At 61.7% G+C, this 24,095-nt stretch carries 17 protein-coding genes; 7 read left to right on the top strand and 10 right to left on the bottom strand.

Translation table 11 applies throughout. The annotated features are described in order from the left end of the window. Positions 1-81: 81 nt before the first annotated feature. Positions 82-2,832 (bottom strand): substrate-binding domain-containing protein, encoded by a 2,751-nt coding sequence (locus ACFSDX_RS09260; protein ID WP_382313059.1) that lies wholly within the window; start codon positions 2,830-2,832, stop codon positions 82-84. Positions 2,833-3,250: 418 nt separating this feature from the next. Here ACFSDX_RS09260 and ACFSDX_RS09255 point away from each other — a divergent pair, with 418 nt between their 5' ends. Beyond that, a complete protein-coding gene (locus ACFSDX_RS09255) occupies positions 3,251-5,320 on the top strand; it encodes a glycoside hydrolase family 65 protein (protein ID WP_382313058.1) in 2,070 nt (689 codons plus the stop codon). A gap of 89 nt (positions 5,321-5,409) precedes the next feature. Here ACFSDX_RS09255 and ACFSDX_RS09250 read toward each other — a convergent pair whose 3' ends face one another. Then, a complete protein-coding gene (locus ACFSDX_RS09250; protein ID WP_382313057.1) occupies positions 5,410-7,572 on the bottom strand; it encodes a thiamine pyrophosphate-dependent enzyme in 2,163 nt (720 codons plus the stop codon). A gap of 140 nt (positions 7,573-7,712) precedes the next feature. Between ACFSDX_RS09250 and hemF the strand changes: the two genes are divergently transcribed. Then, positions 7,713-8,624 carry an oxygen-dependent coproporphyrinogen oxidase gene (gene hemF / locus ACFSDX_RS09245; protein WP_382313056.1) on the top strand — a complete coding sequence of 304 codons (912 nt, stop codon included), beginning with the start codon at positions 7,713-7,715 and terminating at the stop codon, positions 8,622-8,624. Positions 8,625-8,756: 132 nt separating this feature from the next. Beyond that, positions 8,757-9,356: a phosphatase PAP2 family protein gene (locus tag ACFSDX_RS09240; RefSeq protein ID WP_382313055.1), complete on the top strand. Its 600-nt coding sequence runs from the start codon at positions 8,757-8,759 to the stop codon at positions 9,354-9,356. 62 nt (positions 9,357-9,418) lie between these two features. On the opposite strand, the gene ACFSDX_RS09235 is transcribed toward ACFSDX_RS09240, so the two are convergent. Together ACFSDX_RS09235 and ACFSDX_RS09230 are read right to left on the bottom strand one after the other, a co-directional pair. Further along, entirely contained in the window at positions 9,419-10,033 is a 615-nt protein-coding gene (locus tag ACFSDX_RS09235; protein WP_382313054.1) for a riboflavin synthase, read from the bottom strand. Positions 10,034-10,294: 261 nt separating this feature from the next. Beyond that, positions 10,295-11,713 carry a sugar transferase gene (locus ACFSDX_RS09230; RefSeq protein WP_382313053.1) on the bottom strand — a complete coding sequence of 473 codons (1,419 nt, stop codon included), beginning with the start codon at positions 11,711-11,713 and terminating at the stop codon, positions 10,295-10,297. A gap of 80 nt (positions 11,714-11,793) precedes the next feature. Between ACFSDX_RS09230 and ACFSDX_RS09225 the strand changes: the two genes are divergently transcribed. The 3 genes from ACFSDX_RS09225 to ACFSDX_RS09215 all read left to right on the top strand — a co-directional run bounded on the left by ACFSDX_RS09225 (position 11,794) and on the right by ACFSDX_RS09215 (position 14,103). Further along, positions 11,794-12,477, top strand: coding sequence for a protein-L-isoaspartate(D-aspartate) O-methyltransferase (locus ACFSDX_RS09225; protein ID WP_382313783.1), 684 nt, complete (start codon positions 11,794-11,796; stop codon positions 12,475-12,477). Between the two features lie 206 nt (positions 12,478-12,683). Continuing rightward, positions 12,684-13,163 (top strand): acyl-CoA thioesterase, encoded by a 480-nt coding sequence (locus tag ACFSDX_RS09220; RefSeq protein WP_382313781.1) that lies wholly within the window; start codon positions 12,684-12,686, stop codon positions 13,161-13,163. 13 nt (positions 13,164-13,176) lie between these two features. After that, a complete protein-coding gene (locus tag ACFSDX_RS09215; protein ID WP_382313051.1) occupies positions 13,177-14,103 on the top strand; it encodes a hypothetical protein in 927 nt (308 codons plus the stop codon). A gap of 107 nt (positions 14,104-14,210) precedes the next feature. Here ACFSDX_RS09215 and ACFSDX_RS09210 read toward each other — a convergent pair whose 3' ends face one another. The 6 genes from ACFSDX_RS09210 to alaS form a co-directional block, all read right to left on the bottom strand. Further along, entirely contained in the window at positions 14,211-15,347 is a 1,137-nt protein-coding gene (locus ACFSDX_RS09210) for a redoxin family protein (protein ID WP_382313050.1), read from the bottom strand. Positions 15,348-15,426: 79 nt separating this feature from the next. Beyond that, entirely contained in the window at positions 15,427-16,884 is a 1,458-nt protein-coding gene (gatB, locus tag ACFSDX_RS09205; protein WP_382313049.1) for an Asp-tRNA(Asn)/Glu-tRNA(Gln) amidotransferase subunit GatB, read from the bottom strand. A gap of 156 nt (positions 16,885-17,040) precedes the next feature. Continuing rightward, positions 17,041-18,681: an OmpA family protein gene (locus ACFSDX_RS09200; RefSeq protein WP_382313048.1), complete on the bottom strand. Its 1,641-nt coding sequence runs from the start codon at positions 18,679-18,681 to the stop codon at positions 17,041-17,043. Positions 18,682-18,888: 207 nt separating this feature from the next. Next, on the bottom strand, positions 18,889-19,674 hold the full coding sequence (locus ACFSDX_RS09195) for a TonB family protein (RefSeq protein WP_382313047.1): 786 nt from the start codon (positions 19,672-19,674) through the stop codon (positions 18,889-18,891). Positions 19,675-19,751: 77 nt separating this feature from the next. Continuing rightward, a complete protein-coding gene (locus ACFSDX_RS09190; RefSeq protein WP_382313046.1) occupies positions 19,752-20,684 on the bottom strand; it encodes an SPFH domain-containing protein in 933 nt (310 codons plus the stop codon). A gap of 185 nt (positions 20,685-20,869) precedes the next feature. Then, a complete protein-coding gene (gene alaS / locus ACFSDX_RS09185; protein ID WP_382313044.1) occupies positions 20,870-23,551 on the bottom strand; it encodes an alanine--tRNA ligase in 2,682 nt (893 codons plus the stop codon). 165 nt (positions 23,552-23,716) lie between these two features. On the opposite strand from alaS, the gene ACFSDX_RS09180 reads away from it, so the two are divergent. Next, positions 23,717-24,079: a MerR family transcriptional regulator gene (locus ACFSDX_RS09180; protein ID WP_382313043.1), complete on the top strand. Its 363-nt coding sequence runs from the start codon at positions 23,717-23,719 to the stop codon at positions 24,077-24,079. Positions 24,080-24,095 lie beyond the last annotated feature (16 nt).

Here is a 24,095-nt window from a genome sequence, read left to right as displayed (position 1 = left end):
TAAATCAATAATTTACTTCTAAAATCCTGACCTAGAACCGACGTGCAGCTTCACTTTTGATGCACGCCGTTCAAAATTGAATCAGGTTCGCGCGTGGGTATGCAAGGCCCGAAACTCGGTGGGCGATACCTGATACTTGGCCTTGAAGGCGGTGGCGAAGTAAGTGGGCGACGAAAAGCCGGTTTGGTAGGCGACTTCGGCTACAGTGGTGCCCACTTGCAGCAGCAGCTGGCGGGCTTTGGTGAGGCGCAGGCTCTGGAGGTAGTCCGTGACGCCGGTGCCGAGCAGGGCCTTCACCTTGCGGTAGAGCTGGGTGCGCGACAGCCCCAGACGCTGAGCAATGTCATCGACGCCGAGGCCCGGCTCGTCGAGGTGCGCCTCCATGATGGCGGTGAGGTCGGCCAGGAATTTTTGGTCACCGCGCTGGGGCGCCACGGTGGCGGTGTCTACGCTGAGCTGGCGGCGAAAATGCTCGCGCATTTGGTCGCGGTTGCGCAGCAGTGTGCGCAGGCTTTCGAGCAGGAAGGTGGGGTTGAAGGGCTTGGTGAGGTAGAGGTCGGCGCCGGCCTGCACGCCGGCCACCTGCTGCTCGGGCGCGTTGCGCGCCGTGAGCAGCACTAATGGAATGTGCGAGGTGCGCCAGTCGCCCTTGAGCTGGGTCACCACTTCCAGCCCGCTCAGCTCGGGCAGATTCACGTCGCACACGATGATATCGGGCAAATTTTCGGCGGCCAGGCGCAGGCCCGTGGCACCGTCAGCGGCCGTGCTCACCTGGAAGTGCGGCCGCAGCTTCTGCTCCAGAAACTGACGCAGCTCGTCGTTATCTTCGATAATGAGCGCGGTCACGTCGGTGGCGACTGGAGTAACTGCTTCCAGCAGTTCAGCGGGCTCGTCGGCAAGCGGGTGCATTGCGCTAGGTGCCGCGGGTGCCCCGTCGAGGAAGGTAGCCGGTCGGGCTAGCGGTAGCGTCACCTCGAAAGTGCTGCCGTGGCCGAGCTGACTCTTAAAAGAGAGCTTGCCCTCGTGCAGCCGCGTCAGCCCCTCAGCCAACGCCAGCCCCAGGCCCGAGCTGTTGGCCGAAGGCTGGCTACCCTGGTAAAACCATTCGAGAATGTGGGCCTGGTCTTCGGCGGCGATGCCGCGGCCGTTGTCTTCCACGCTGATGCGCACCATGTTAGTCTCGGGCATGGGCTGCACGCTCACCGTTATCTGGCCACCGTCGGGCGTGTATTTAAAGGCGTTGGATAAAAGATTGAACAAGACTTTGTCCAGAATATCGCCGTCAAACCAGAGCTTGATAACCGGTTCGGCGGGTAAAAACCGGAACGTGATGCCGCGCTGCCGCGCAATCTTCTCAAACACATCCATGATTTCGCGCACGAACCCGACGAGGTTGCCCTCGGTGGCGCGCACGGCCATCTTGCCCACGTCGATTTTGCGGAAATCGAGCAACTGATTCACCAGTTGCAAGAGGCGCTGGGTGTTGCGGCGCACCAGTTTCAGGTCCTGGCGCTGGGCGGGCGTGAGGTCGGCGGCCGTGGTCAGCAGTTCCTCCACCGGACCTAGGATGAGGGTGAGCGGCGTGCGCAGCTCGTGCGAGAAATTGGTAAAAAAGCGCAGCTTGGCCTCGGTCGAGCGACGCGCTTCCTCGGCCAGTTCGGCGATGCGGTTGCGCTGCGAGCTAATTTCCGCATTCTGCCCCTCCAGCATCTTGCGGATGCGGCGGTTGAGGCGCGCCGAGCGCCATGCTACCGCGCCCAGCACGACCGCGCCCAGCAAGCTGGCCAGCAGCAAGTACACCGTGGTGGCCTGGCTGGCGTAGCGACGCTGCTGCTCTTGCAGGCGCTGCTGCTGCAACTGAATATCCTGCTGCTGCATAACTAGTTGCTCGGTCTGGCTGCGCATAGCACCCACGTTGGTCGAGTCGATAACCATTGTGCCGAGCAGGTTTTCCTTCTCGTAGGGCAGGTGGCGCAGGATGCGCATTGCCGTGCGAATGGCCTGCTCGCCGCCGGTTGGGTACAGCAGCGTGGCTTGCAAAGCGCCACCTTGCACCAGCTCCAAACCGTTGCCGGGCCCCGCCAGGCCATCGACCCCAATGATGCGCAGCCGCGCCCCTAGGCCAAGCTGCCGGGCCACCTGCTGGGCGGCCTGCGCCATCTGGTCATTGTGCACAAACAGCAGGTTGGCCTCGGGGTGGGCGCGCAGCACGGCCGGCAGCTGCTGCCGCACCGAGACCGGGCGCCAGTCGCCCTGCACCTGGGCCACCAGCCGCAGCCCCGGGTAGGCGGCCAGCGCCTGCGCAAAGCCTAGGTGGCGGTCGGCGGCGGGCGACGAGCCGGGCGTACCCAGCACTTCTACCACGCTACCCTTGCGGCTCAGCAGCTGCGCCGCGTAGTGGCCGGCGGTGCGGCCTACTTCCAGATTATTACCGCCCACGTAGGCCGTGTAGAGGCGCGAGGTAGTGCGCCGGTCGAGGATGATAACGGGCGTACCCTGGCTGTAAGCGGCCTCGGCTAGGTCGGTGAGCGGACCCGACTGGTTGGGTGAGATGATGAGTAAATCGACGTGCTCGCGCAGCAACTCCTGTACTTGTCGTCGCTGCAAGTCGCTGTCGTTGTGCGCGTCCAGCATCTCGAACTGCACATCGGGGTAGAAGCCCAGCTCCTTCTGCATACCGGCCAGCATGGCCCGGCGCCAGGCATCGGAGGTGGTGCACTGCGAAAAACCGATGCGGTACACGGGCTCTTGCGGGGCCGCGGCGCAGCCCGCCAGCCCGAGCAGCAGCAGGGCGAAGCACCGTTTGAGAATAAATCGGGGAGCGGTAATCAAATGGGTGGGGAAAGAGAAAAGCCGCACCTAGGGAAGCGAGTGGAAGGTAGCCGCCGACCTAGCTAGTGACCTATTGCAAGCCAGTTAATTATGGCTGTCAGCGGCTGACAAGGTTGGCTCAAGATAGGGGCAAATGCTGGAGTTTACCGCCGACCAGGCCAGCCCTCCTGAGGTCACGCCCGAGCTAATTTTGAACAGGCCCCGGCAAAATCGAAGCTATTTGCCCGCCTGACGTCCTCGGGCAGCACACTAAGCGCTTAGCTTTCAGGGGAGAAAACGCAATTCTCGATTTGCATTAATTCTTAACGCATTTGGGATAATTGAGCATGGAATTACGCGGGCGCGGGCCGGATATTTGCGCAAACGATTCCGGTAGCTTTAGCGACTGGCTACGGCTGCCCACGCTCTCTTCCTCTCTATGTTCCCACCCCTCTTCTCCCGCCTGCCGGGGCGCCTTTGCGCCTGGCTCCTGCTGCTGGCCGCCACCCTCCCGCTAGCCGCCCAGGCGCAGGCGCCCGACCCCTGGCGCATCAGCGCCGACAAAATCGACCCCAGCAACTACTACGGCGTGACGGTGGCCAACGGTATGCTGGGCATCGTGTCGGCGCCGGTGCCGTTTCAGGTCAAAAACGTGGTGCTGGCCGGCGCCTACGACCAGTACGGCCGGGGCCGGGTCAGTAACTTTCTCAACAGCTTCAACCTGCTGAATATGTACCTGGAGGTGGATGGCCACCGCCTCAACGCGCAGGACGCCACCAATTTCCGGCAGCAGCTCGACATGCAGCGGGCCTCGTTGACCACCACCTTCGACTACCAGGACAAGGCTACCATCAGCTACACGTACTACGCGCTGCGCCACCTGCCCTACACGGTGCTCATGGACGTGACCATCACCGCCAAGAAGGACCTAGGCCTCACCGCCGCCAGCGTGATGGAGGCGCCCGACGCCCTGCGCGACGTGCAGAACTACTACAACGAAATCGACCGGCCGCACGTCACGCTCAGCCTGCTCACCTCGTCGGCCAAAAGCCCCACCGGCAAGCTGCTGCTGTGCGCATCCAACAGCTTCTTGTTCAGCGAGCCGCACGGGCAGGAGCCGCGCATTATTCATGAGATGTGGGACAATAATATGCACCTCATGAAATTTGGCAAAACGCTGCGGACCGGCCAGACCTACGCCTACGCCGTGGCGGGCTCCAGCATCACCTCGGCCCACCACCCCGACCCGCTCAACGAGGCCGAGCGCCTCACCATCTTCGCCCGCCTCGAAGGCCGCCAGCGCCTACTCGATTTCCATACCAAGGCCTGGCAGGACTTGTGGCGCAGCGACATTCAGATTACCGGCGATGCGCAGGCCCAACAGGACGTGCACAGCATGCTCTACCACCTCTACAGCTTTTCGCGGGCCGGCACCGACTATTCGCCCTCGCCGATGGGCCTCTCGGGCCTAGGCTACAATGGCCACGTGTTCTGGGACAGCGACTTGTGGATGTACCCGGCGCTGCTGGTGCTGCACCCCGACATTGCCAAGTCCTTGGTCGAGTACCGCTTCAACCGGCTGGAAATGGCCCGGCGCAACGCCTTTGCCCACGGCTATAAGGGCGCCATGTTCCCCTGGGAAAGCGCCGACTCGGGCGTGGAAGAAACGCCGGTATGGGCCTTGAGCGGGCCGTTTGAGCACCACATTTCGGCCGACGTGGGCTTGGCCGCCTGGCAATACTACTGCGTGACGCAGGACAAGGAATGGCTGCGCGAGAAGGGTTGGCCCATTATCTCGGCCACGGCCGATTTCTGGGCCAGCCGCGTCGAGCGCAACGGCCCCGGCCACTACGACATCAAGAACGTGGTGGCGGCCGATGAGTGGGCCGAAAACGTGGACAACAATGCCTTCACCAACGCCGCCGCTCAGGCCAACCTGCAAGCCGCCACCGCCGCCGCCAAGCTCCTAGGTCGCCCCGCCAACGCTGATTGGGCTCTGGTGGCCCAGAACATTCCGATTCTGAAAATGGCCGACGGCACTACCCAAGAACACGCTGCCTACCACGGCGAGGGCATCAAGCAGGGCGATGTGAACCTGCTGGCCTACCCGCTTAAGAATATCACCAACCCGGCCCAAATCAAGAAGGACCTCGCCTACTACGAAACCCGCGTGCCCAACGAAGGCACGCCCGCCATGACGCAGGCCATCTTCGCGCTGCTCTATTCGCGGCTGGGCGACGGTGCCAAGGCCCAGCATTTCTTCCAGGATTCCTACACGCCCAATCTACTCCCGCCCTTCCGCGTCATTGCCGAGACCAAGGGCGGTACCAACCCCTACTTCGCCACCGGCGCGGGCGGCGTGCTGCAAGCCGTACTCATGGGCTTCGGCGGGCTCGATATCACGCCTACCGGCATCGTGCAGCGAGCGGCTACGCTGCCCACTGGCTGGCAGTCAGTGAAGATTACGGGTGTGGGGCCACAGCGCAAGACGTACTCGGTGGGGCGGTAACAGTGCTAACGTGAGCGCCTCACCCCCCTACCCCCTCTCCGAAAAGGAGAGGGGGCCGGGGGATGAGGCGCTACGCCCAGCGAGCCCGCTTAATATGCCAGCAGCTCCCCCAGTACTACCTCCACCTTCGCCGCCGAGGGCAGCATCTGCTTCTCTAGCTCCACATTGAGCGGGATGGCCGGCAGGCTGGCGGCGCCTAGGGTGCGTACTGGCGCGTCGAGGTCGAAGAAGCAGTGGCTTTGGATGCGCCCGGCCAGGCTTTCGGCGAAGCTATTGAGCAGCGGCTCCTCGCTCAGCACTAGCACCTTGCCGTGGCGGCGCACTGCTGCCTGCACGCCGTCCCAATCGAGCGGATTGAGGGTGCGCAGGTCCAGAATTTCGACTAGGCCGGGGTGCTGGCGGCTGGCCGTGCGGGCCCAGTGCACGCCCATACCGTAGGTGATGACCACGCAGGTGCCGCCGCGCTGCTGCTGCGCCACCTCGGCGGCTTGGGATACGGCCGCTACCCCTAGGGGAATGACGTAGCCCGCGGCGGGCTCCGTAGTTTTAGCTTCTTCGGTGCCCGGCACTTTGCTCCAGTACAGGCCTTTGTGCTCCAGCAGTACCACCGGATTGGGGTCGAGGAAGGAGGCGCGCAGCAAGCCTTTCATGTCGGCGGCGTTGCTGGGGTACACCACTTTAATGCCCCGGATGGTGAGCAGCGTGCTCTCAATCGAGCCTGAGTGGTAGGGCCCGCCGCCCCCGTAGGCACCCACGGGCACCCGAATGAGCGCCGGCACCGGAAACTTGCCCATGCTCAGGTAGCAGCTCTTGCTAAGCTCCTCCACCAGCTGGTTGAGCGCCGGCCAGATGTAATCGGCAAACTGAATTTCCACAATGGGCCGGGCGCCCACGGCCGCCATCCCCGCCGTGCTACCCACGATATACGCCTCCTGAATAGGCGTGTTGAACACGCGGTAATCGCCGAACTTCTTGGCCAGCAGCGCCGCTTCGCGGAACACACCGCCGAGCTCGCCGCCCACGTCCTGGCCGTAGAACAGGGCCTCGGGAAACTCGCGCAGAATATCCTCCATGGCGTGCAGGGCGGCATCGACCATGAGCACCTTGGCGGCACCGGCGGGGGCGCGCTCGCCGGCCTCGGCCAGCACGGCAGGCGGCGCAAACTCGTGGTCGGCAAAGGTGGCCGGGTCGGGGTCGGGGGCGCCTAGTGCCTCGGCCCAATCTTGGCGCACGGTGGCGCGGGCCTGGGCGGCCAGGGCCGTGAGCTCGGCTTCGGGCAGGCCCAGGTGCAGCAGGCGGCGGTGCAGGCGGGGCAGCGGGTCCTGGGTCTGGTGCTCGAGCAGGTTATCGCCGCGGTACCACTCGCGGCGCACGCCGCTGGTGTGGTGGCCCAGCAGCGGGCATTTGGCGTGCACCAGGGCCGGGCCCTGGCGCTGGCGCACGTGGGCAAAGGCTTCTTCCAGACCTTTGTAGGAGGAAATAAAATCGGCGCCATCGACCCGCAGGCGCAGCAGGCCAGGGAAGCCGGCGGCAAATTCGTAGGCGTCCATCGCTCGCATTTCGCGGCCGGTGGCCGAGATGCCCCAGTCGTTGTCCTGCACCAGGTACACGATGGGCAGGCGGTGCAGCACCGCCATTTGCAGGGCTTCGGCTACCTCACCCTCGGTCATGGCGCCATCGCCGATGGAGCAGAGCACCAACGGGTTTTCGGGGTTATGCGCCGGGTATTGAAAGGATTTTTCGGCGGTAGTGCCGTTGGCCGAGGGTGCGCCAGTGGCTTTGGCAGCTTCCCACTTCACCCGCTCTAGGTACTGAATGGCCTGCGCCATACCGGTGGCCGGAATGGCCTGCATGCCCGTGGCCGAGCTTTGGTGCGGAATAACCGGCACGCCCGGCCGCCGCAAACTCGGGTGACTGTAGTACGTGCGCCCCCCGCTAAAAGGGTCGTCGCGCTTAGCCAACAGTTGGAGCATCAACTCATACGGGCGCAGCCCTAGGCCCAGCAGCAAGGCATCATCGCGGTAATAGGGCGTCGCGTAGTCAATCTCCGTGAGCAGAAAGGCGGCGGCCAGCTGCACGGCTTCGTGGCCGCGGGCGGTGGCGTGCACGTAGCGGGCGGCCACTGCTTTTTGCTCTTCGAACAAGGCGGCCATCTCGGTGGCCGTGTGCATGAGCAGGTAGGCGCGGCGCAGCAGGGCCAGGGTAGCGGGAGCGGGCGGAGCGAGTGGGGAAACCCCAAAATCGGTGGGCATAGAAGCGCGGTGAATAGGGCGTCAAAAGTACGCCCCAGGCTGCGCCCGCACCTAGGCGGGCGTACCTTTGCCGCTTGCTGCCGCGCTGACCTAGGCGCCGCGGCGCGCTGTTTTTACCAGGGTTTGCTTGCCAGAATAACGTGTCGACCTCCTCCCCTTCCCGCGCCGATATCACGGCTTGGCTCCAAGATTTTCAAAGCCGCCTGTGCCAGCAGCTCGAAACCGCCGACGGCGGCGCCTGCTTTGGCCAGGATGACTGGCTGCGCCCCGGCGGCGGCGGCGGCCACTCGCGGGTGCTCGAAAACGGCCGAATTCTGGAGAAGGGCGGCGTGGGGTTTTCGGCTGTGGAGGGCACCATGAGCGAGGCCGCCGCCCGCCAGCTGCACATGCCCGACCCGCACTTCTACGCCACCGGCGTGAGCGTGGTGCTGCACCCGCGCAGCCCTAGGGTGCCCATCATCCACATGAACGTGCGCTACTTCGAGGCCGGCAACGGCGAGGCGTGGGTGGGCGGCGGCATCGACCTCACCCCTATTTACGTGGATGAGGCGCAGGCCCAGCGCTTTCATCAGCAGCTCAAGGCGGCCTGCGACAAGCATAACCCCGCTTACTACGCCCGCTTTCACGCTTGGGCCGACGATTACTTCTACCTGCCGCACCGCCACGAAACTCGGGGCGTGGGCGGCATTTTCTTCGACCGCCTCACGGTGGGCAAAGACGGCAGCGCGGCCGAGCTGTTTAAACTAATGCAGGATGTGGCCGAGCTATTTGGCCCCTTCTATACCCAGCTCATGCGCGAAAACCACGCTCTGCCCTTCGGCGAGCGCGAAGAAGCCTGGCAAACGCTGCGCCGCAACCGCTACGCCGAGTTCAACCTGGCCTTTGACCGGGGCACGCGCTTCGGTCTCGAAACCGGCGGCCGCACTGAGAGCATCCTCATGAGCCTGCCACCCCGCTGCGGCTGGAGCTATAACCCCGCCCCGCCCGCCCCCGGCTCGCCCGAAGCCACCACCCTAGGCTGGCTCCGCAAAGGAGTGGACTGGGTGATTTAAAAAAGGTAAGTATTGGGGTAAAACTATCAGTGCGAGGAGGAACGACGAAGCAACCTTTTCTTCCCGCTACCCCACCGTTGGCCAATGTGAGCTAACGTAAAAGGAATGGTTGCTTCGTCGTTCCTCCTCGCAATGACAGCCCTGTTTTTTACCCTAGGTACTCTCTTTCACTCTCTCACCGACTTCGACCACCAGCTACTGCTGGCCATCAATCACGCGCACACGCCGGCTCTAGACCGGTTCATGGTCTTCGCCTCCGACCGCTACGTGTGGTTTCCGGCCTACTTGCTCTTAATCCTTTGGCTGATAGATATTTTTCGGCACCGGGCCTGGCAGTTGCTGCCACTGCTGGTGGGCGCGGTGGCCCTGGCCGATAGCATAGCGAGTAAGCTATTTAAGCCGTTTTTTGGGCGGCTGCGGCCCTGCCACGCGCCGGGCCTGATGGGCCAATTGCACCTGCCCGATGGCTGCGGCGGGCAGTTCGGCTTTCTGTCCTCGCACGCGGCCAATTCGTTTGCGCTGGCTGTTTTTATCTTGCTGGTGCTGCCGGGCAGCCGCTTTGGAGCACTCCGAGTAGCGGCCTTTACCTGGGCTATCCTACTATCCTACAGCCGCATCTACCTGGCCGCGCACTACCCAAGCGACGTGCTAGGCGGCGCGCTGGTGGGGGCTAGCCTGGGCTGGGCAGCGGCGTGGGCTTTTCAGCACTGGGGGCCACAGCTGGCTCGTTAATAATGCGCTAGCGTAAGCTGGTATACTGGGTTCCTCGCTGGAGCTACGCAGCACCCAGTACATCAGCTAACGGCGGGCACTAGCCCCTGCGCCGCCAGCAGCTTGGCCACGTACTTGCCCACGATGTCAAACTCCAGGTTGACCACCTCGCCGGCTTGCAGCTGATGAAAGCCGGTGTGCTCGTAGGTATACGGGATGATGGCTACCGAAAAAGCATCCGGCTCGCTATCGAAGCACGTGAGGCTCACGCCGTTGATAGTAATGGAACCCTTCTCCACCGTGAGGCGCTGCGGGCCGGGCTCGTGGCGAAAACGGTAGAGCCAAGAACCGTTTTGGTCTTCGACGCGCACGCACTCGGCGGTGGCATCCACGTGGCCCTGCACGATGTGGCCGTCAAAGCGCCCGCCCGCGGCCAGGCAGCGCTCCAGGTTGATGTGGCGGCCGGGCTGCCACTGCCCTAGGTTGGTTTTGCGCAGCGTTTCGGCAATGGCCGTGACGGTGTGCGTGCCCGCCGCCATATCGAGGGCCACCACCGTGAGGCACACGCCATCGTGGGCCACGCTCTGGTCGATTTTCAACTCGCCCGCAAAGGGCGACTGCACGGTAAAATGGCGGTTGGCGCCCTCATCAGCCACCCCAACTACAGTACCCAAATTTTCAATTATCCCAGTAAACATAGACCGCAGATTTAACGGATTTAACGGATTGCGCAGATACGCCCCGCTGCGCGGGGCTGACTGGCTGTTGGGGCAACGCTTGTTGCTGCCACTGCCGGCACATGCCTGTAGCTCGTGAGAAGGCGAAGGAACCTAACATGCAGTGCCAAACACCATACAAAGCCCAAAAGTTAAAGAAACAAGTCCCTAGGCTAGTCCGCATAGTCAGCCCCGCGCAGCGGGGCGTATCTGCGCAATCCGTTAAATCCGTTAAATCTGCGATTATTTGCCGCGGCCTTCCACGATGATTTTCAAGGTGTAGAGCAGCACCCGAAAGTCCATGGCCAGGCTCATGTTTTCGATGTAGAGGATGTCGAACTTCAGGCGCTCGACCATTTGTGACACGGTTTCGGCGTAGCCGTACTTGACTTGGCCCAGCGAGGTGAGGCCGGGGCGCACGCGGTGCAGGTGGCGGTAGTGGGGCGCGATTTTGACAATTTGCTCGATGAAAAACCGCCGCTCGGGGCGCGGGCCCACCAAGCTCATGTCGCCCTTGAGCACGTTCCAGAACTGCGGCAGCTCATCGAGCCGCACCTTGCGCATAAAGCGGCCCCACCGGGTGATGCGCGGGTCGTGGTCGGAGCTGAGGGCCGGCCCCAGGCGCTCCGAATTGACGTACATCGACCGAAACTTGATGATGTAAAACGGCACCGCGTTTTTGCCAATGCGCTTTTGGCGGTAGAAAATGGGCCCCGGCGAGGAGAGCTTCACCATCACAGCCGTGAACACGTAGACCCACGAGGCCAGCACCATAAACACGGCCGAGACCGCTACATCGAGCCCGCGCTTGAGCACCTGCTGCCACAGGGGCAGCAAATCCTGCTTGATTTCGATGAGCGGCGTGCCAAATAAATGATTGACTTTTACCGACCCTAGGAGCATCTGGTAGAGGTCGGGCAGGATGCTGATGCGAGTCGGCACGCCTTCGAGCAAGGCCAGGATTTCCTGAATGCGCTGGTGCTCGCTGGGCTCAATGGCGATGATAACCTGCTCGATTTGCAGCTCTTGCACCAGCGCGGGCAGTTGCTCGTAGGTACCCGGCGCGGGCAGGGCGCTGGCCAGCTCGGGGTTGATAGTATCGCCGATGGGCACAAAACCGACCAGCCGCAGCCCTAGGTGCATACCAGTGCTCCGCAGTTCCCGAAAGGTATTTAGCGCCAGCGCATTAGAGCCCACCAGCAAGGCGGGAAAGGAAATTTTGCCGCCGCGCACCAATTGCTGCACGCTACTCACGGCCCAGGTGTGGAGCACAGCCGTGAGCGTGAAATGCAGCAGGTAATAGGCCGTAACCGTCTTGTAATAAAGCTGGTAGCTGTTCACCCCATCATCGAGTAGCAGCCCGAAGAAGATAACGACCACGCCCAACACCGAAATACGGGCCAGGCGAATGATTTCGGAGAGGCGCGACTTGCGAAAAACGTCGCGGTAGAGGCCGAGCAGGGTGTAGAGCAGCGTCCAGAAAATGGCGACCAGCAGGGCGGCCCCAGCCAGGTCCACCACCATGGCACGGGTCAGGTAATTGGCCGGCTGCTCGTGCAGCAGGTACTTGCGCAGCGGAAAGAAACCCACCCAGGCCAGCAGCGCCGCGCCAAAATCGGCGGCGACCAGCTTGCAATATTGAAGGCGGCGGAGCGGAAGCAAAGGAGCAGGTAAGTCGTATTTTTGCAACGAACAGTGCAAAAATACGGCGCCGCCGGGCCAGTAGCTCAACCTTCCCGCTTATCACTCCTCCAATTTCCCCCGACCGCGACACCTATCGCCACCGCGGCCAGCGCCGCGCGCTGGTGACGCTGCTGCGCGAGCAGCGCGGCATCCGCGATGCGCGCGTGCTGGCCGCGCTGGCCGCCGTGCCGCGCCACTTGTTTTTTGAGCCCGCCTTCGAGGCCCACGCTTACCAAGACAAAGCCTTCCCCATTGGCGAGGGCCAAACGATATCGCAGCCCGCCACCGTGGCCACCCAAACCGAGCTGCTGGGCGTGCAGCCCGGCCAGCGGGTGCTCGAAATTGGCACCGGCTCGGGCTACCAGTACGCCGTGCTATGCCAGCTTACCGACCACGTGCAAAGCATTGAGTTTAACCCTGTACTGTATGCCCGCGGGCGAGCGCGCCTCGCCGCCCTAGGCTTGCCCACAGCGGGCCTGCACCTGGGCGATGGCTCGCTGGGCTGGCCCGCAGGCGCCCCTTACGATGGCATTTTGGTGACGGCCGGCGCCCCGGCCCTGCCGCCGGCGCTGCTGCGGCAGCTGCGCATTGGGGGGCGGCTGGTGGTGCCGGTGGGGGCGCAAGACCCTAGCCAGCAGCAGCTCCTGCGCATCACGCGCGAAGGCCCCGAGACGTTTACGCGGGAAGAGTTTGGCGGCTGTCGCTTTGTGCCGCTGCTGGGCGCGGCAGGGTGGCAGGTTTAAGTATAATTTTAAAATTATAAATTATGAATTGCGGCAGCTCTGGCTAGCAGCGGCTTGTTTGGGCCCATAGTTTTCTCAGGCTGGCAACGGCCTACCTTTGCCCTGTATTTGTAGCGTGCCAAATAATCTCTGCAATTCATACTTTTTAATTTATAACTACAACCGAAGTGCGCAAGCAACGCCCCGTCGCCGACTCCTACGTCATCATGACTGAGTTGGTACTCCCCAACGACACCAACACCCTCAACAACCTGATGGGCGGCCGCATGATGCACCTCATGGACATTGCCGCCGCCATCGCCGCCCAAAAGCACTCCAATCGCATCGTCGTCACGGCATCGGTTGATAACGTGTCATTTCGCGATGCCATCCGCCTGGGCAGCGTCGTCACGCTGCAAGCGCAGGTCACGCGGGCCTTCAGCTCGAGCATGGAGGTGCACATCGACGTGTGGGCCGAAGACATCCCGAGCGGCACCAAGATGAAAACCAACGAGGCGTTCTTCACCTTCGTGGCCGTCGACCAGTCGGGCCGGCCCATCGACGTGCCCGAGGCCGTGCCCGAAACGGCCGACGAAATTGCCCTCTACGAAGGGGCTCTGCGCCGCCGCCAGCTGCGCCTGGTACTGGCCGGCCGCATGAAGCCCTCCGACGCCAGCGAGCTCAAGGCCCTGTTCGAAATAACCTAACCCCTAGGTACCTATGGTTGACGACGAGCAAGCCGGCACCCTGGCCTTCCTGCAAAACTTCTACACCGACATCACGCTCTACGTGCCCTTCGAGGCGCACGAGCGAGCAGTCGAGCCCGCGCCCGCAGCCGCAGCCAGCGCCCCAGCTGCGGTAGCTGACCCGGCTACCGTAGTATCGGCACCTAGTGTCATGGCTGCGCCACCAGTGGCGGTGACACCCGTAGCAGCGCCGGCGCCTATCGTTGCGGTGCCCGTGACACCCGTTGCGGTGGCGCCTGTGCTGCCCGTGCCGCCCGTTGCAGCGCCAGCACCTATCGCTCCGGTACTCGTGCCGCCCGTTGCGGTGTCGGCGCCTATCGTTGCGGCACCAGCCGCCCCAGTGGTTGCCGCTGCGCCGCTACCACCCATTGCTGCGCTGCCGATGGCCGCCCAGCCCAGCAAGCTTCCTTCGGTGGCGGGCGTTGGGCTGAGCGCAGCACCACCTACCCCACCCCCGGCACCAACCAGTCCCGCGCCTGCACCAGTAGTGGCGCCCTACCTACTCACCGAGTTTAGCACCCTGGGCGCCAATGCGCAGGGTGTGGTGGTGCTGGTGCGGCTGCCCGCTGAGCAATTTAAAAAACTGCCGCGCAACGTTTTTCTCAACAACCTGCTCAAAGCCATTGGCCTGGTAATGGCCGACGTGGTGCTGGTAAACGTGGATGGCCCCTACCCCGTAGCCCTACAAAATTTACGCAAGGAAATTGCCGCCACCCACATCCTGGCCTTCGGCAAAAACCTGCTTGATGTATCGGTACGCACCACCCAGATATATGAGCCGGTGCAGTTTCCGGCCGTGGGTCTGGCCTACCTGGCCGGCGCTGAAGTTGAGATGATAGAGTACGATAACAGCCTCAAGAAGCGGCTTTGGGGCGGCTTACAGCGCATGTTTTTGAATTGATTCAGAGTAGCTTGGACTCTGCGAGTCCAGGCTACTCTCCCTAGGGCACAAAAAAGGCGGGGTCATCTCCTTCATGGAGACGACCCCGCCTTTTTTGTGCCCTTCTTTTACTTCAGCACCTCGGCCAGCTTGGCTTGCAAGGCCGGTCCACGCAGGTTCTTCGCAACGATTTTGCCCTGCGGGTCAATCAGAAAGGACTGCGGAATGGCCTGGATGCCGTAAGCAGCGGCCGCGGCGCTGTTCCACTTTTGCAGGTCCGATACGTGGTTGGGCCAAGCTAGGCCGTCGGCCGCGATGGCCTGGGTCCAGCGAGCTTTATCATCGTCCAACGACACGCTGAATACCGTGAAGCCCTTGCCTTTGTCCTTGTATTCGTTGTAGGCTTTTACCACGTTGGGGTTTTCGCCGCGGCAGGGGCCGCACCAGCTCGCCCAGAAGTCGAGCAGCACGTACTTGCCGCGCAGGCTCTTGAGCGACAGCTTCGTACCATCGGGCTTGGCTAGGTTGATTTCGGGCGCCGCCGTGCCGATGGCCGTGGCCCGCATGGGCGCCAAGCGCTCGGTGAGGGCGGCCGTGAAGGGCGAGTTTGGCTGCGCCGTGCGCTGCACCGTGGCAATGGAATCGACGAATGAAAACTCCTCGTCGGGGCTCACAAAGCTCAGTACCGCGAAGCCCGCCGCTATCGACTTGGCATTGCGCCGGATGATGGCTTTGTTGCGGGCCGTGAGGCGGCTCACCGTCGTCAGGTACTGGCTCTTAATGGCTTCGAGCGAGTCGGGCTGGCCGCCGTTGCTGGCGGCAGTGTAGCGCTGGCCCAGGTTTTCGAGCAGCACCTTGCTGGCCAGGTTACTGCGCGTAAGCTCTTGAATAACTTCCGAATCCTTGGAGCCTTTCACGGCGTAGGTCGTCATTAGGTTCTTGGCGTCGCCGTTCAGGGTGAGGCGCGTCTTGTTGTCGAGCACCAGTAGCACTTGGTTGGGCTCATCTACCTTCAACTGGTACACGGCCGCTGTGGCGGGCTGCTCACCTTTGAAGGTGAAATTGCCCTGCGCGTCGGTTTTAGCCGTGCCACGCTCCACAAACTGGCTGCTGGTGAGCTCGGCCAGGTGCAGCGTGGTGCCCGCGGGCGCATTCTTCAGCTGCCCGCTGATTTCGTAGCCGGCGGCCGCGCTGGCGTTCTGGCAGGCATTGGTGAGGCCGAGCAAAGCCACGGCAGCAAGAGTCAGGTTCATAGTGGCAGTCATGGGGCAAAACAACGAAAGAGGAGCACCTAGGCCCGGTGCATTGCGGCTGAAAGCGCAGAACGGCGGCGGTAGTTCCCGCTTAGCCATCCAGGCCCTTGCGCAGCAGTTGGTTGGCCAGCTTGGGGTCAGCTTTACCGCCGGTCAGCTTCATAAGCTCGCCCATAAACATGCCTGTGAGCGACTTCTTGCCGGCCCGGTACTCAGCTACTTTGGCCGGGTTGGCGTCGAGCACCTGCTGCACCAGCGCCTCTAGTTCGCCCGCGTCGGCCTTGGTGAGCAAGCCTAGGGTTTCGGCCGCGCCAGTGGCGTTGGCCGTGGGGTGCTCTAGCAGGTAGGGAAACAGCTGCTTGGAAGCCACCGAGTAGTTGAGCTTGCCGGCGTCAATCAGTTCGATGATGCCCGCCAGCTGGGCCGGGTCGAGCGGGAAATCAGCCAGGTCGAGCGCCCGCTCGTTGAGGTACGACTTCACGGGGCCCATTATCCAGTTGGCGGCGGCCTTAGCGTTGGGCGTGAGGCGCGAAAGCTCGTCGAAGAACTGCGCCACTTCCTTCTGGTCAATCAGCACGTTGGCGTCATAGTCGCTCAGGCCCAGCTCGCCCGTGAAGCGGGCATAGAGCTGCTGCGGCAGGGCCGGCAGGGCGGCTTGTACGCGGTGCAGCCACGCATCATCCACGATGAGCGGCGGCAGGTCGGGCTCGGGGAAGTAGCGGTAGTCGTTCATCGTTTCCTTCGAGCGCTGGCCGTTGGTGGTGCCAGTGGTGGCGTCGAAGCCCCGGGTTTCGGAGTCTACCACGCCGCCGTTTTCCAGAATTTCTATCTGGCGCTGCACTTCGTACTCGATGGCCCGCTGCACGTTGCGAAACGAGTTCATGTTCTTAACTTCCACCTTCGTACCAAACTCGGTGGCGCCTTTCAGCATCACGCTCACGTTGGCATCGCAGCGCAAGGAGCCCTCCTCCATATTACCATCGCAGATTTCGAGGTACTCTACCAGCTTCTTGATTTCGGCCAGGTAGGCGTAGGCCTCTTCCTCGGTGCGCAGGTCGGGCTCGCTCACAATCTCGATGAGCGGCACACCGGCGCGGTTCAAATCCACCAGGGTTTCGGTTTCGCCGGCTAGGTGCATCGACTTGCCTGCGTCCTCCTCCATGTGGATGCGCGTGATGCCGATGCGCCGCGTGCTGCCGTCAGCGAGCCGGATATCGAGGTGGCCGCCGTAGCAAATCGGGGTTTTGTCCTGCGTAATCTGGTAGCCCTTGGGCAGGTCGGGGTAGAAGTAGTTTTTGCGCGCAAACAGGTTTTCGCGCTGAATCTGGCAATTGGTGGCCAGGCCCATTTTGATGGCAAAATCCACGGCCGTGCGGTTCACGCGGGGCAGCGTGCCGGGGTGGCCTAGGGTGATTACCGACAGGTTAGTGTTAGGCAGCGACCCGTACTCGTTCTCGTCCGATGAGTACATCTTGCTGTGCGTCAGCAGCTGGGCGTGTACTTCCAGGCCGATAACGGTCTGGTAATTCGCAGTGGTGGCTTCGTCCATAAGTCTCTTGAGCTAAGAAGGCGCAAGTTAGCCCCTATTTAGGACCCGGCGAATGCTGCTTGGTAACGACCACAACCGGCCGGTTACTTTTAAGGCATAAAAAAAGTGGCCTGCTCACTCGGAGCAGGCCACTTTTAATCAGCTACCTAGGGGCGCTTACTTGCGCTTGGCAGGGGCCTTAGCGGGAGCCTTTTTCACGGGCGCCTTGCGGCTGCGGGGCGAGCCGGTGCCGGTCGTTTTCTTGCCGGGCAGGGGCTTGCCAGCGGCGCGAAGCTCACTGATGGTCGGAGCCGGGCCATACTTCACTTCGGCGGCATTGGCCTCACCGGTCAAGTAAGGGTCAAAGTCCACGCGGCGGTTCAGTGCCTGGCCGGCGGCCGTCTTGTTGTCGGCAATTGGCTTGCTCTCACCGTAGCCGCGCGATTCGATACGCTCGGCTGGGATGCCCTTGCTAACCATGTATTTGCGGGCCGAAGCGGCACGCTCGTAGCTCAGGCGCAGGTTGTAGTTATCGTCACCCTTGCTGTCGGTGTGGCCAGCGATGCTGAGCGAGTAGTCGGGGTACTCGTTGAGAATCTGCACCATCTGCTCCAGTTTCGGGAACGACGAAGGCTTCAGGGTAGCCTTGTTGAAGTCGAAGTTGATGTACTTCGTGGCTTCGTTCAGGATTTTCTTCTGCTCGGCCTTAATCTCGGGGCAGCCTTTGTTGCTGGCGGGGCCGGCGCGGTCGGGGCAGCGGTCTTCGTTGTCGGGCACACCGTCGCCGTCGCGGTCAAGCGGGCAGCCATTAGCGTCTACCGATACGCCGCTCGGCGTGTTGGGGCACTTGTCGAGGTAGTCGGGCACTTTGTCACCATCCGAGTCAAGTGGGCAGCCCGAAGCATCTACTTTCACACCAGCGGGGGTATTGGGGCATTTGTCGTCGTTGTCAGCCACGCCGTCGTTGTCGGCGTCGGGGCAGCCTTGTAGGCTAGCCAAGCCCTTCACGTCGGGGCACTTGTCGAGGTAGTCGGCTACGCCGTCACCGTCGGTATCCACGGGGCAACCCACCAGGTCTACTTTCACGCCGGCCGGGGTGTCGGGGCACTTGTCTTTGCGGTCGGGCACGCCGTCGCCGTCAGTGTCTTTGGCTTTGCCTAGGTTCGCCGTTACGCCAGCCGAGTATTGCAGGTACTGGTCGTATTTATTGAACCAGCCGTTTTGCGGCCCGGCTACCCCATCGAGGCGGGCATCCTCTCTAAACAGCATGTGCTGGCCCGCTTGCACGAAGAAGCTGAAGCCCGGCGTGATGCGAAAATTCAAACCTACCGCGGCCTGGGCGTCAAACGCGCCGTAGTTGGTAGAGCTGGGCGTCGTGGCGTTATTGAGATAACGGTCGGAGTAAACGTAGGCGAAGCCCGGCTGCAACAGGATGTAGGGCTGGATAGCCGCGTCTTCCTTAATTGCCCAGCCGTTATTCAGCTTGAGCTTGAAGCCCAGACCAAACGAGCTAACGTTGGCATAGAAGCGGTTGCCGTAGAGGGCGGTGCCGGGGTTGCTGGGAAAGCGCAGCGTGGCCTGGTTGGCCGATAGGTTGATATCGAGGCCTTTACTCAGATAGCGGCTCAGGGTGAGGCCACCCCCGAACGTGGGGTAGCGGCGCATAAAGTAGTTGTCGCCTAGGTCGCCCCGGTAGCGCAGAATAGTGGTGTAGCCGCTGACGCCCCATTTGCGGTCGGCCGACTGCGCTTGCGCGTTTGTAGCCCCCGCTAGCAGCCCTAGGCCAAGCACGGAAGCGGTGAATAAGTGGTGTTTCATGAGAAAGAAAAAAGGGTACTGAATAGCCGGCGTGGGTAAGGTTGGTGCCTTGGCTTCGCAAAAAAGCATCTCAAAGGTACTAGCGTCTCTCTAAAGCAGCCAGATTTTGCGCATTGCACGCTTCTTTCAAATTGCCCCAAGGCCCACTCGCAGCTAGGTACTGCTGAGTTCCGATTTTGGTTACCTGAAAACGGGACGCCGGGCGCCCTAAATTTTTTCGGGCCGGGCATTATACGCAGTTCCCCCAAACTGAATGGGCAGGTAGTAGCTGCTCTGCACCACGCGGCCATCGCGCCGGGCCGGCGTGAAGCGGCGCGTGAGCTTGGCAATAGTGGCCAGCACGGCGCGGTCCAACGAAGGCGACTGGCTCGAAACCGCTACCCTAGGGTCCTGAATACTCCCGTCTTCATCAACCAGAAAGCTAATACCGACGATGCGCTGCCCCGGCAGGGGCGGCACATCGCGCGGCCAGCGCAGCGCGCTGCTTATTTCCTTGGCCAGCTGCCCCTGACCACCTGGATATAGCGGCAACTGCTCATAGGGAAAATACGCCACCGACCGGCCCGCTGCGTCGAAGCATTGGCCCGGCAATTCGGCGCCGGCGTCGTACTCCGTTCGGCGCTTTAGCTGCCCAGTGGCGTAGTAAAGCTCCAGTTTGCCGGTGCGCTTACCCCCTAAAAAAGGCTGCCGACTCTCCAACTGACCACTTTCGTACCAGGTAGTGGCCAGGCCGTACACTTGACCCGTGCCCAGGTCGGCGTAGGGCACGTATTCTTTGAGGCGGCCCGACGCGTAGTAAATGCGCACCAGCCCTTGGCCGTCGGTCCAACTTAGGGTTTCGTAGCACCGCCCCGTGGAGTCGGTGCGCGACGCTACGCGCCGTTGTATTTCTTCGGCTTGCTGGGGCAGCGCCGCCACTACCAGCGTGTCGGCCTGCGTTTGGCCGCAGGCAACCCGAGCACCAGCTAGCAGCAGTAGAGATAAATAGCGCATCAATTATTTCGCTAATAATCAAGCAACAACACGAAGATTATATTGCACTTACCCTAAGCGTCGCGGCCGCCGAGCGCTTAGCGCCCAGCCGGCCGGGGCCGGTCGAGGTGTTGCAGAGCTAGCATCTGCTGCATGCTTTTTTCCAGGCCCTCATTCGAGCCGTCCAGGAAAATAACGTTGCCCTGGCCCTGCTCGGCAAAGTGCTTGATGGCCTCGGTCCACATCGAAAAATACACCAGCGACGGGTCTAGGTTGTTGTCGGCCAGCTCCTGCACGGCGTGGGCCATACCCTTGGTCACTTCTTCGCGGAATAGCGCCACGCCCTGGCCACGTAGCTGGGCGGCGATTTTCTCGGCTTCGGCCGAAATCTTGATGGCGTTGCCCTCGGCCTCAGCGGCTTTAGTTTTGGTGATGAGCAAGGCCTGGCCTTCGTTTTCGGCGGCGGCCTTGAGGTTGTTGCTGGCCACTACCTTAGCCATTGAGCGCATAATTTCCTCATCAAAGGCAATATCATTAAGCTGCAAATCAATGAGGTGGTAGCCCCAGCTTTCGAGCGTTTCGTCGAGCTGGTCCTTCACGTGCAGCACGATTTCGCCGCGCAGGCTCAACACCGCCGCCTGCCGCTGGGTGGCCACAAAGGCCCGGATGCTGCCCTCCACGGTGCGCACCAGCGCCTGCATCAGGCTGCGCTCGTCCACAAACTTGAAGGCCACGCGCTTAATGGCTTCCTCGCTTTGGTCAAACACCGCGTAGACCAGCATGGCCTTAAAATTCACGTTGGCCTGGTCGATGGTAATGGCCTGAAATTCGAGTTCCAGCGAGCGGTTCTGAATTGAGATGCGCTTGTAGACCATCTCGATAAATGGCAGTTTGAAATTGAGGCCCGGCACCATCACGCGCCGGTATTTGCCGAAAACCGTGACCACCGCCACCGTGCCCTGCGGCACGATAACGAAGCTAAGAAAAGCCGCGAGCAACAGCAGCCCCAGGAAAATGAGCGAAAAGGACATGGCAGAAAAGTAAAAAAGGTCTATGCAGCTGCTAGTTAAGAACAAAACTCACTTGCGCGGCTTCTGCCCTACTCTATCGCATCAGCAACGCAGTCATTACACGCCCTCCCACGCACTACCCACAAAAACGCCCACCCGATAGTATCGGGCGGGCGTTTTAATTGATTTAGTATTTCCAGCGGCGGCTACAGGCCAGCTGCCACTAATGCTTCAGCTTTACCGATGGCGGCACCTAGGCCGGCCACGTTCTTGCCGCCAGCCGTGGCGAAGAACGGCTGCCCGCCGCCGCCGCCCTGGATTTCCTTGGCCAGCTCGCGTACCAGCGTGGTAGCGTTGAGCTTGCCGGCGCGGGCAATTTCATCGTCCAGCATCACGGCTAGCTGGGGCTTGCCGTCGATATCGGCCCCGAGCACGAGCACGAGGTTGGGCACGGCCTGGCGCAGGTCGTAGGCCAGTTTTTTGAGGTCGTCGGCGCTGGTAGCCTGCACCTGGGCGGCCAGGAAATTGACGCCATTTAGGGCCTTCACCTGGCTGGTGAGCTGGGCTTTCTGCTGGTTGAGGCTTTGCTGGGCAAACTGCTCGATTTGCTTGCGCAGGGCCGCGATTTCCTCGGTCTGCTTTTCGAGGCTGGGCAGCAGGTGCTGCGGATTGCCGAGGGCTTCGCGCACCTGGTTGAGCAGGTCGATTTGCTGGTCCACGAAGGCTTCGGCCGCACCGGCCGTTACGGCCTCGATGCGGCGCACGCCCGCGCCCACTGCGCTTTCGCTGGTTATTTTGAGGTAGCCGATACTGCCCGTGTTGGCCACGTGTAGGCCGCCGCATAGCTCCACCGAGTAGTCTTTGTCAAAGGTGATGACGCGCACAAACTCGCCGTACTTCTCGCCAAATAAGGCCATCGCCCCTAGGCCCTTCGCCTCCGCGATGGGCACGTTGCGGCGCTCGTCCAGCGGGATTTGCTGGCGAATACGCTCGTTCACGATGCCTTCAATTTCGCGCAGCTGAGCCTCAGTTACTTTGGTAAAGTGCGAAAAGTCAAAGCGCAGTAGCTTCTCCGTTACTAGCGAGCCCTTTTGCTGCACGTGGCTACCCAGCACCTGGCGCAGCGCAGCTTGCAGTAAGTGCGTAGCCGTGTGGTTGTTGCGCACCAGGTTACGGCGCGCCGCGTCGGGCCGGGCCAACAGCTCGGCCGTGAGGTCCTGCGGCAGCTCCAGCGTGGTGTGGATGATGAGGTCGTTTTCCTTCTTGGTATCAATGACGCGCACCTTGTCAAAAACGCTCTCCAGGTAGCCCGTATCACCAATCTGGCCGCCGCTCTCGGCATAGAAGGGCGTTTGGTCGAGCACCAGCTGGTACTCGGTTTTGCCCTTTTTATCCACCTTGCGGTAGCGCAGCAGATGCGCCGTGGCCTCGTCCTGGTCGTAGCCCACAAACACATTGGGCGCGTCAGTGTCGCGCACTGTTACCCAATCGCTCTGCTCAGTTTCCTGGTCGCCGCGGCTGCGGCCTTTCTGGGCCTCTAGGGCCTTTTTGAAGCCCTCCTCGTCCACTGTCAGGCCCTTTTCGCGGGCAATGAGGGCAGTGAGGTCGAAGGGAAAGCCAAAGGTATCGCTCAGTTCAAACGCCGTTTTGCCGTCGATAACGTTGCCGTTCTGGCGAGCGGTTTCTTCGAGCGCATCGAGGCGGCGCAGGCCGGTTTCGAGGGTTTTCAGGAAAGCGATTTCCTCTTCCTCAATCACTCGCGTCACGAACGCCTGCTGGGCTTTCAGCTCGGGGAAGATGCCGGCCATCTGGTCGGCCAGCACTGGCACGAGCTTGTAGAGGAAAGGCTGCTTCTGATTCAGCGACGAGAAGGCGTAGCGCACGGCCCGGCGCAGGATGCGCCGAATGACGTAGCCAGCCTTCACGTTGCTAGGCAGTTGGCCATCGGCAATGGTGAAGGCGATAGCCCGGATGTGGTCGGCAATCACCCGGATGGCGATGTCGGTGCGCTCGTTTTCGGTGGCCGGCTGGTCGTTTACCGTGGCGGGCGAGGTGCCGTGGTATTCCACACCCACTTCCTTAGCAATAAACTGAATAAGCGGCTGAAAAACGTCGGTATCGTAATTTGATTTTACACCTGACACGGCCATCATCAGGCGCTCGAAGCCCATACCGGTGTCCACGCTCTGGGCGGGCAGCTTGATGAGCGACTTATCGGCCAGGCGCTGAAATTCCATGAATACGTTGTTCCAGACCTCCACCACCTGCGGGTGGTCGGCGTTCACGAGCTCGCGGCCCGATTTAGCGGCGCGCTCCTCGTCCGAGCGCAGGTCGATGTGGATTTCGGTGCAGGGGCCGCAGGGGCCGGTGTCGCCCATCTCCCAGAAGTTGTCCTTCTTGTTGCCGGGCAAAATGCGGTCGTCAGTGGTGTACTGCCGCCACAGGTCCTGCGTCTCGGTATCGGGGCCGGTGCCGTCGCCGGCATCACCCTCAAAATAGGTCACGTACAGCCGGTCTTTCTCCAGCTTATACACGTCGGTCAGCAGCTCCCAGGCCCAGTTGATGGCGTCCTTCTTAAAGTAATCGCCGAACGACCAGTTGCCCAGCATCTCGAACATGGTGTGGTGGTAGGTGTCGTAGCCTACCTCCTCCAAATCATTGTGCTTCCCGCTGACGCGCAGGCACTTCTGCGTATCGGCAATGCGGTTATAGGGCGCTGGCTTGTTACCCAGGAAGTAATCTTTGAACGGGGCCATGCCGCTGTTGATGAACAGCAGCGTGGGGTCGTCCTTGACCACGAGCGGGGCCGAGGGCACAATGTGGTGGCCTTTTGAGGCGAAGAAATCGAGGAACTGCTGGCGAACGTGCGACGCGGTTGGGAGCGACATGGCGGAGGGCGCCCGGCTGCGGCCGGGCGGCGTGATTAGGCTTTGATGAGGATTTGTGGCTACTTTTCGGGGGCCGAAACCACCGGGCATCCCTTGGGCAAAGGTAGCGGCTCTGTTTTATTGATTTTGAAATACGCGCCGGCCCTGGGCCCGCGTTAGTGGCTTATGCCTTATAAAGAACGCGACATTACCAAGCAGTACTTCACCATTGGCGAGGTGGCCGAGCAGTTTGGCGTGGCTACCTCGCTCATCCGCTTCTGGGAAACGGAGTTTGATGAGCTGCGCCCGCGCAAGAGCAAGAAGGGCAACCGCCTTTTCACCCAGGCCGACGTGGATACCTTTCGCACTATCTTTCACCTAGTTAAGGAGCGTGGCTACACCATCCCCGGCGCGCGCGAAATGCTGAAGCAAAAGGGTGGGCAGCTAAAGGATAAGATTGACGTGATTCAGTCTTTAGAAAAAGTGCGCGGGTTTTTATTGAGCTTGAAAAAGGAGATTGATGCGGCTGGCAAGGCCGAGCCGCAGTAGCGCGAAGCTCCACTTC

The organism is Hymenobacter bucti (assembly GCF_042681145.1).
Taxonomy (GTDB): Bacteria; Bacteroidota; Bacteroidia; order Cytophagales; family Hymenobacteraceae; genus Hymenobacter; species Hymenobacter bucti.
Note: the sequence above shows the minus strand (reverse complement) of the source record. Positions and strands in the feature narration are given on the sequence as shown.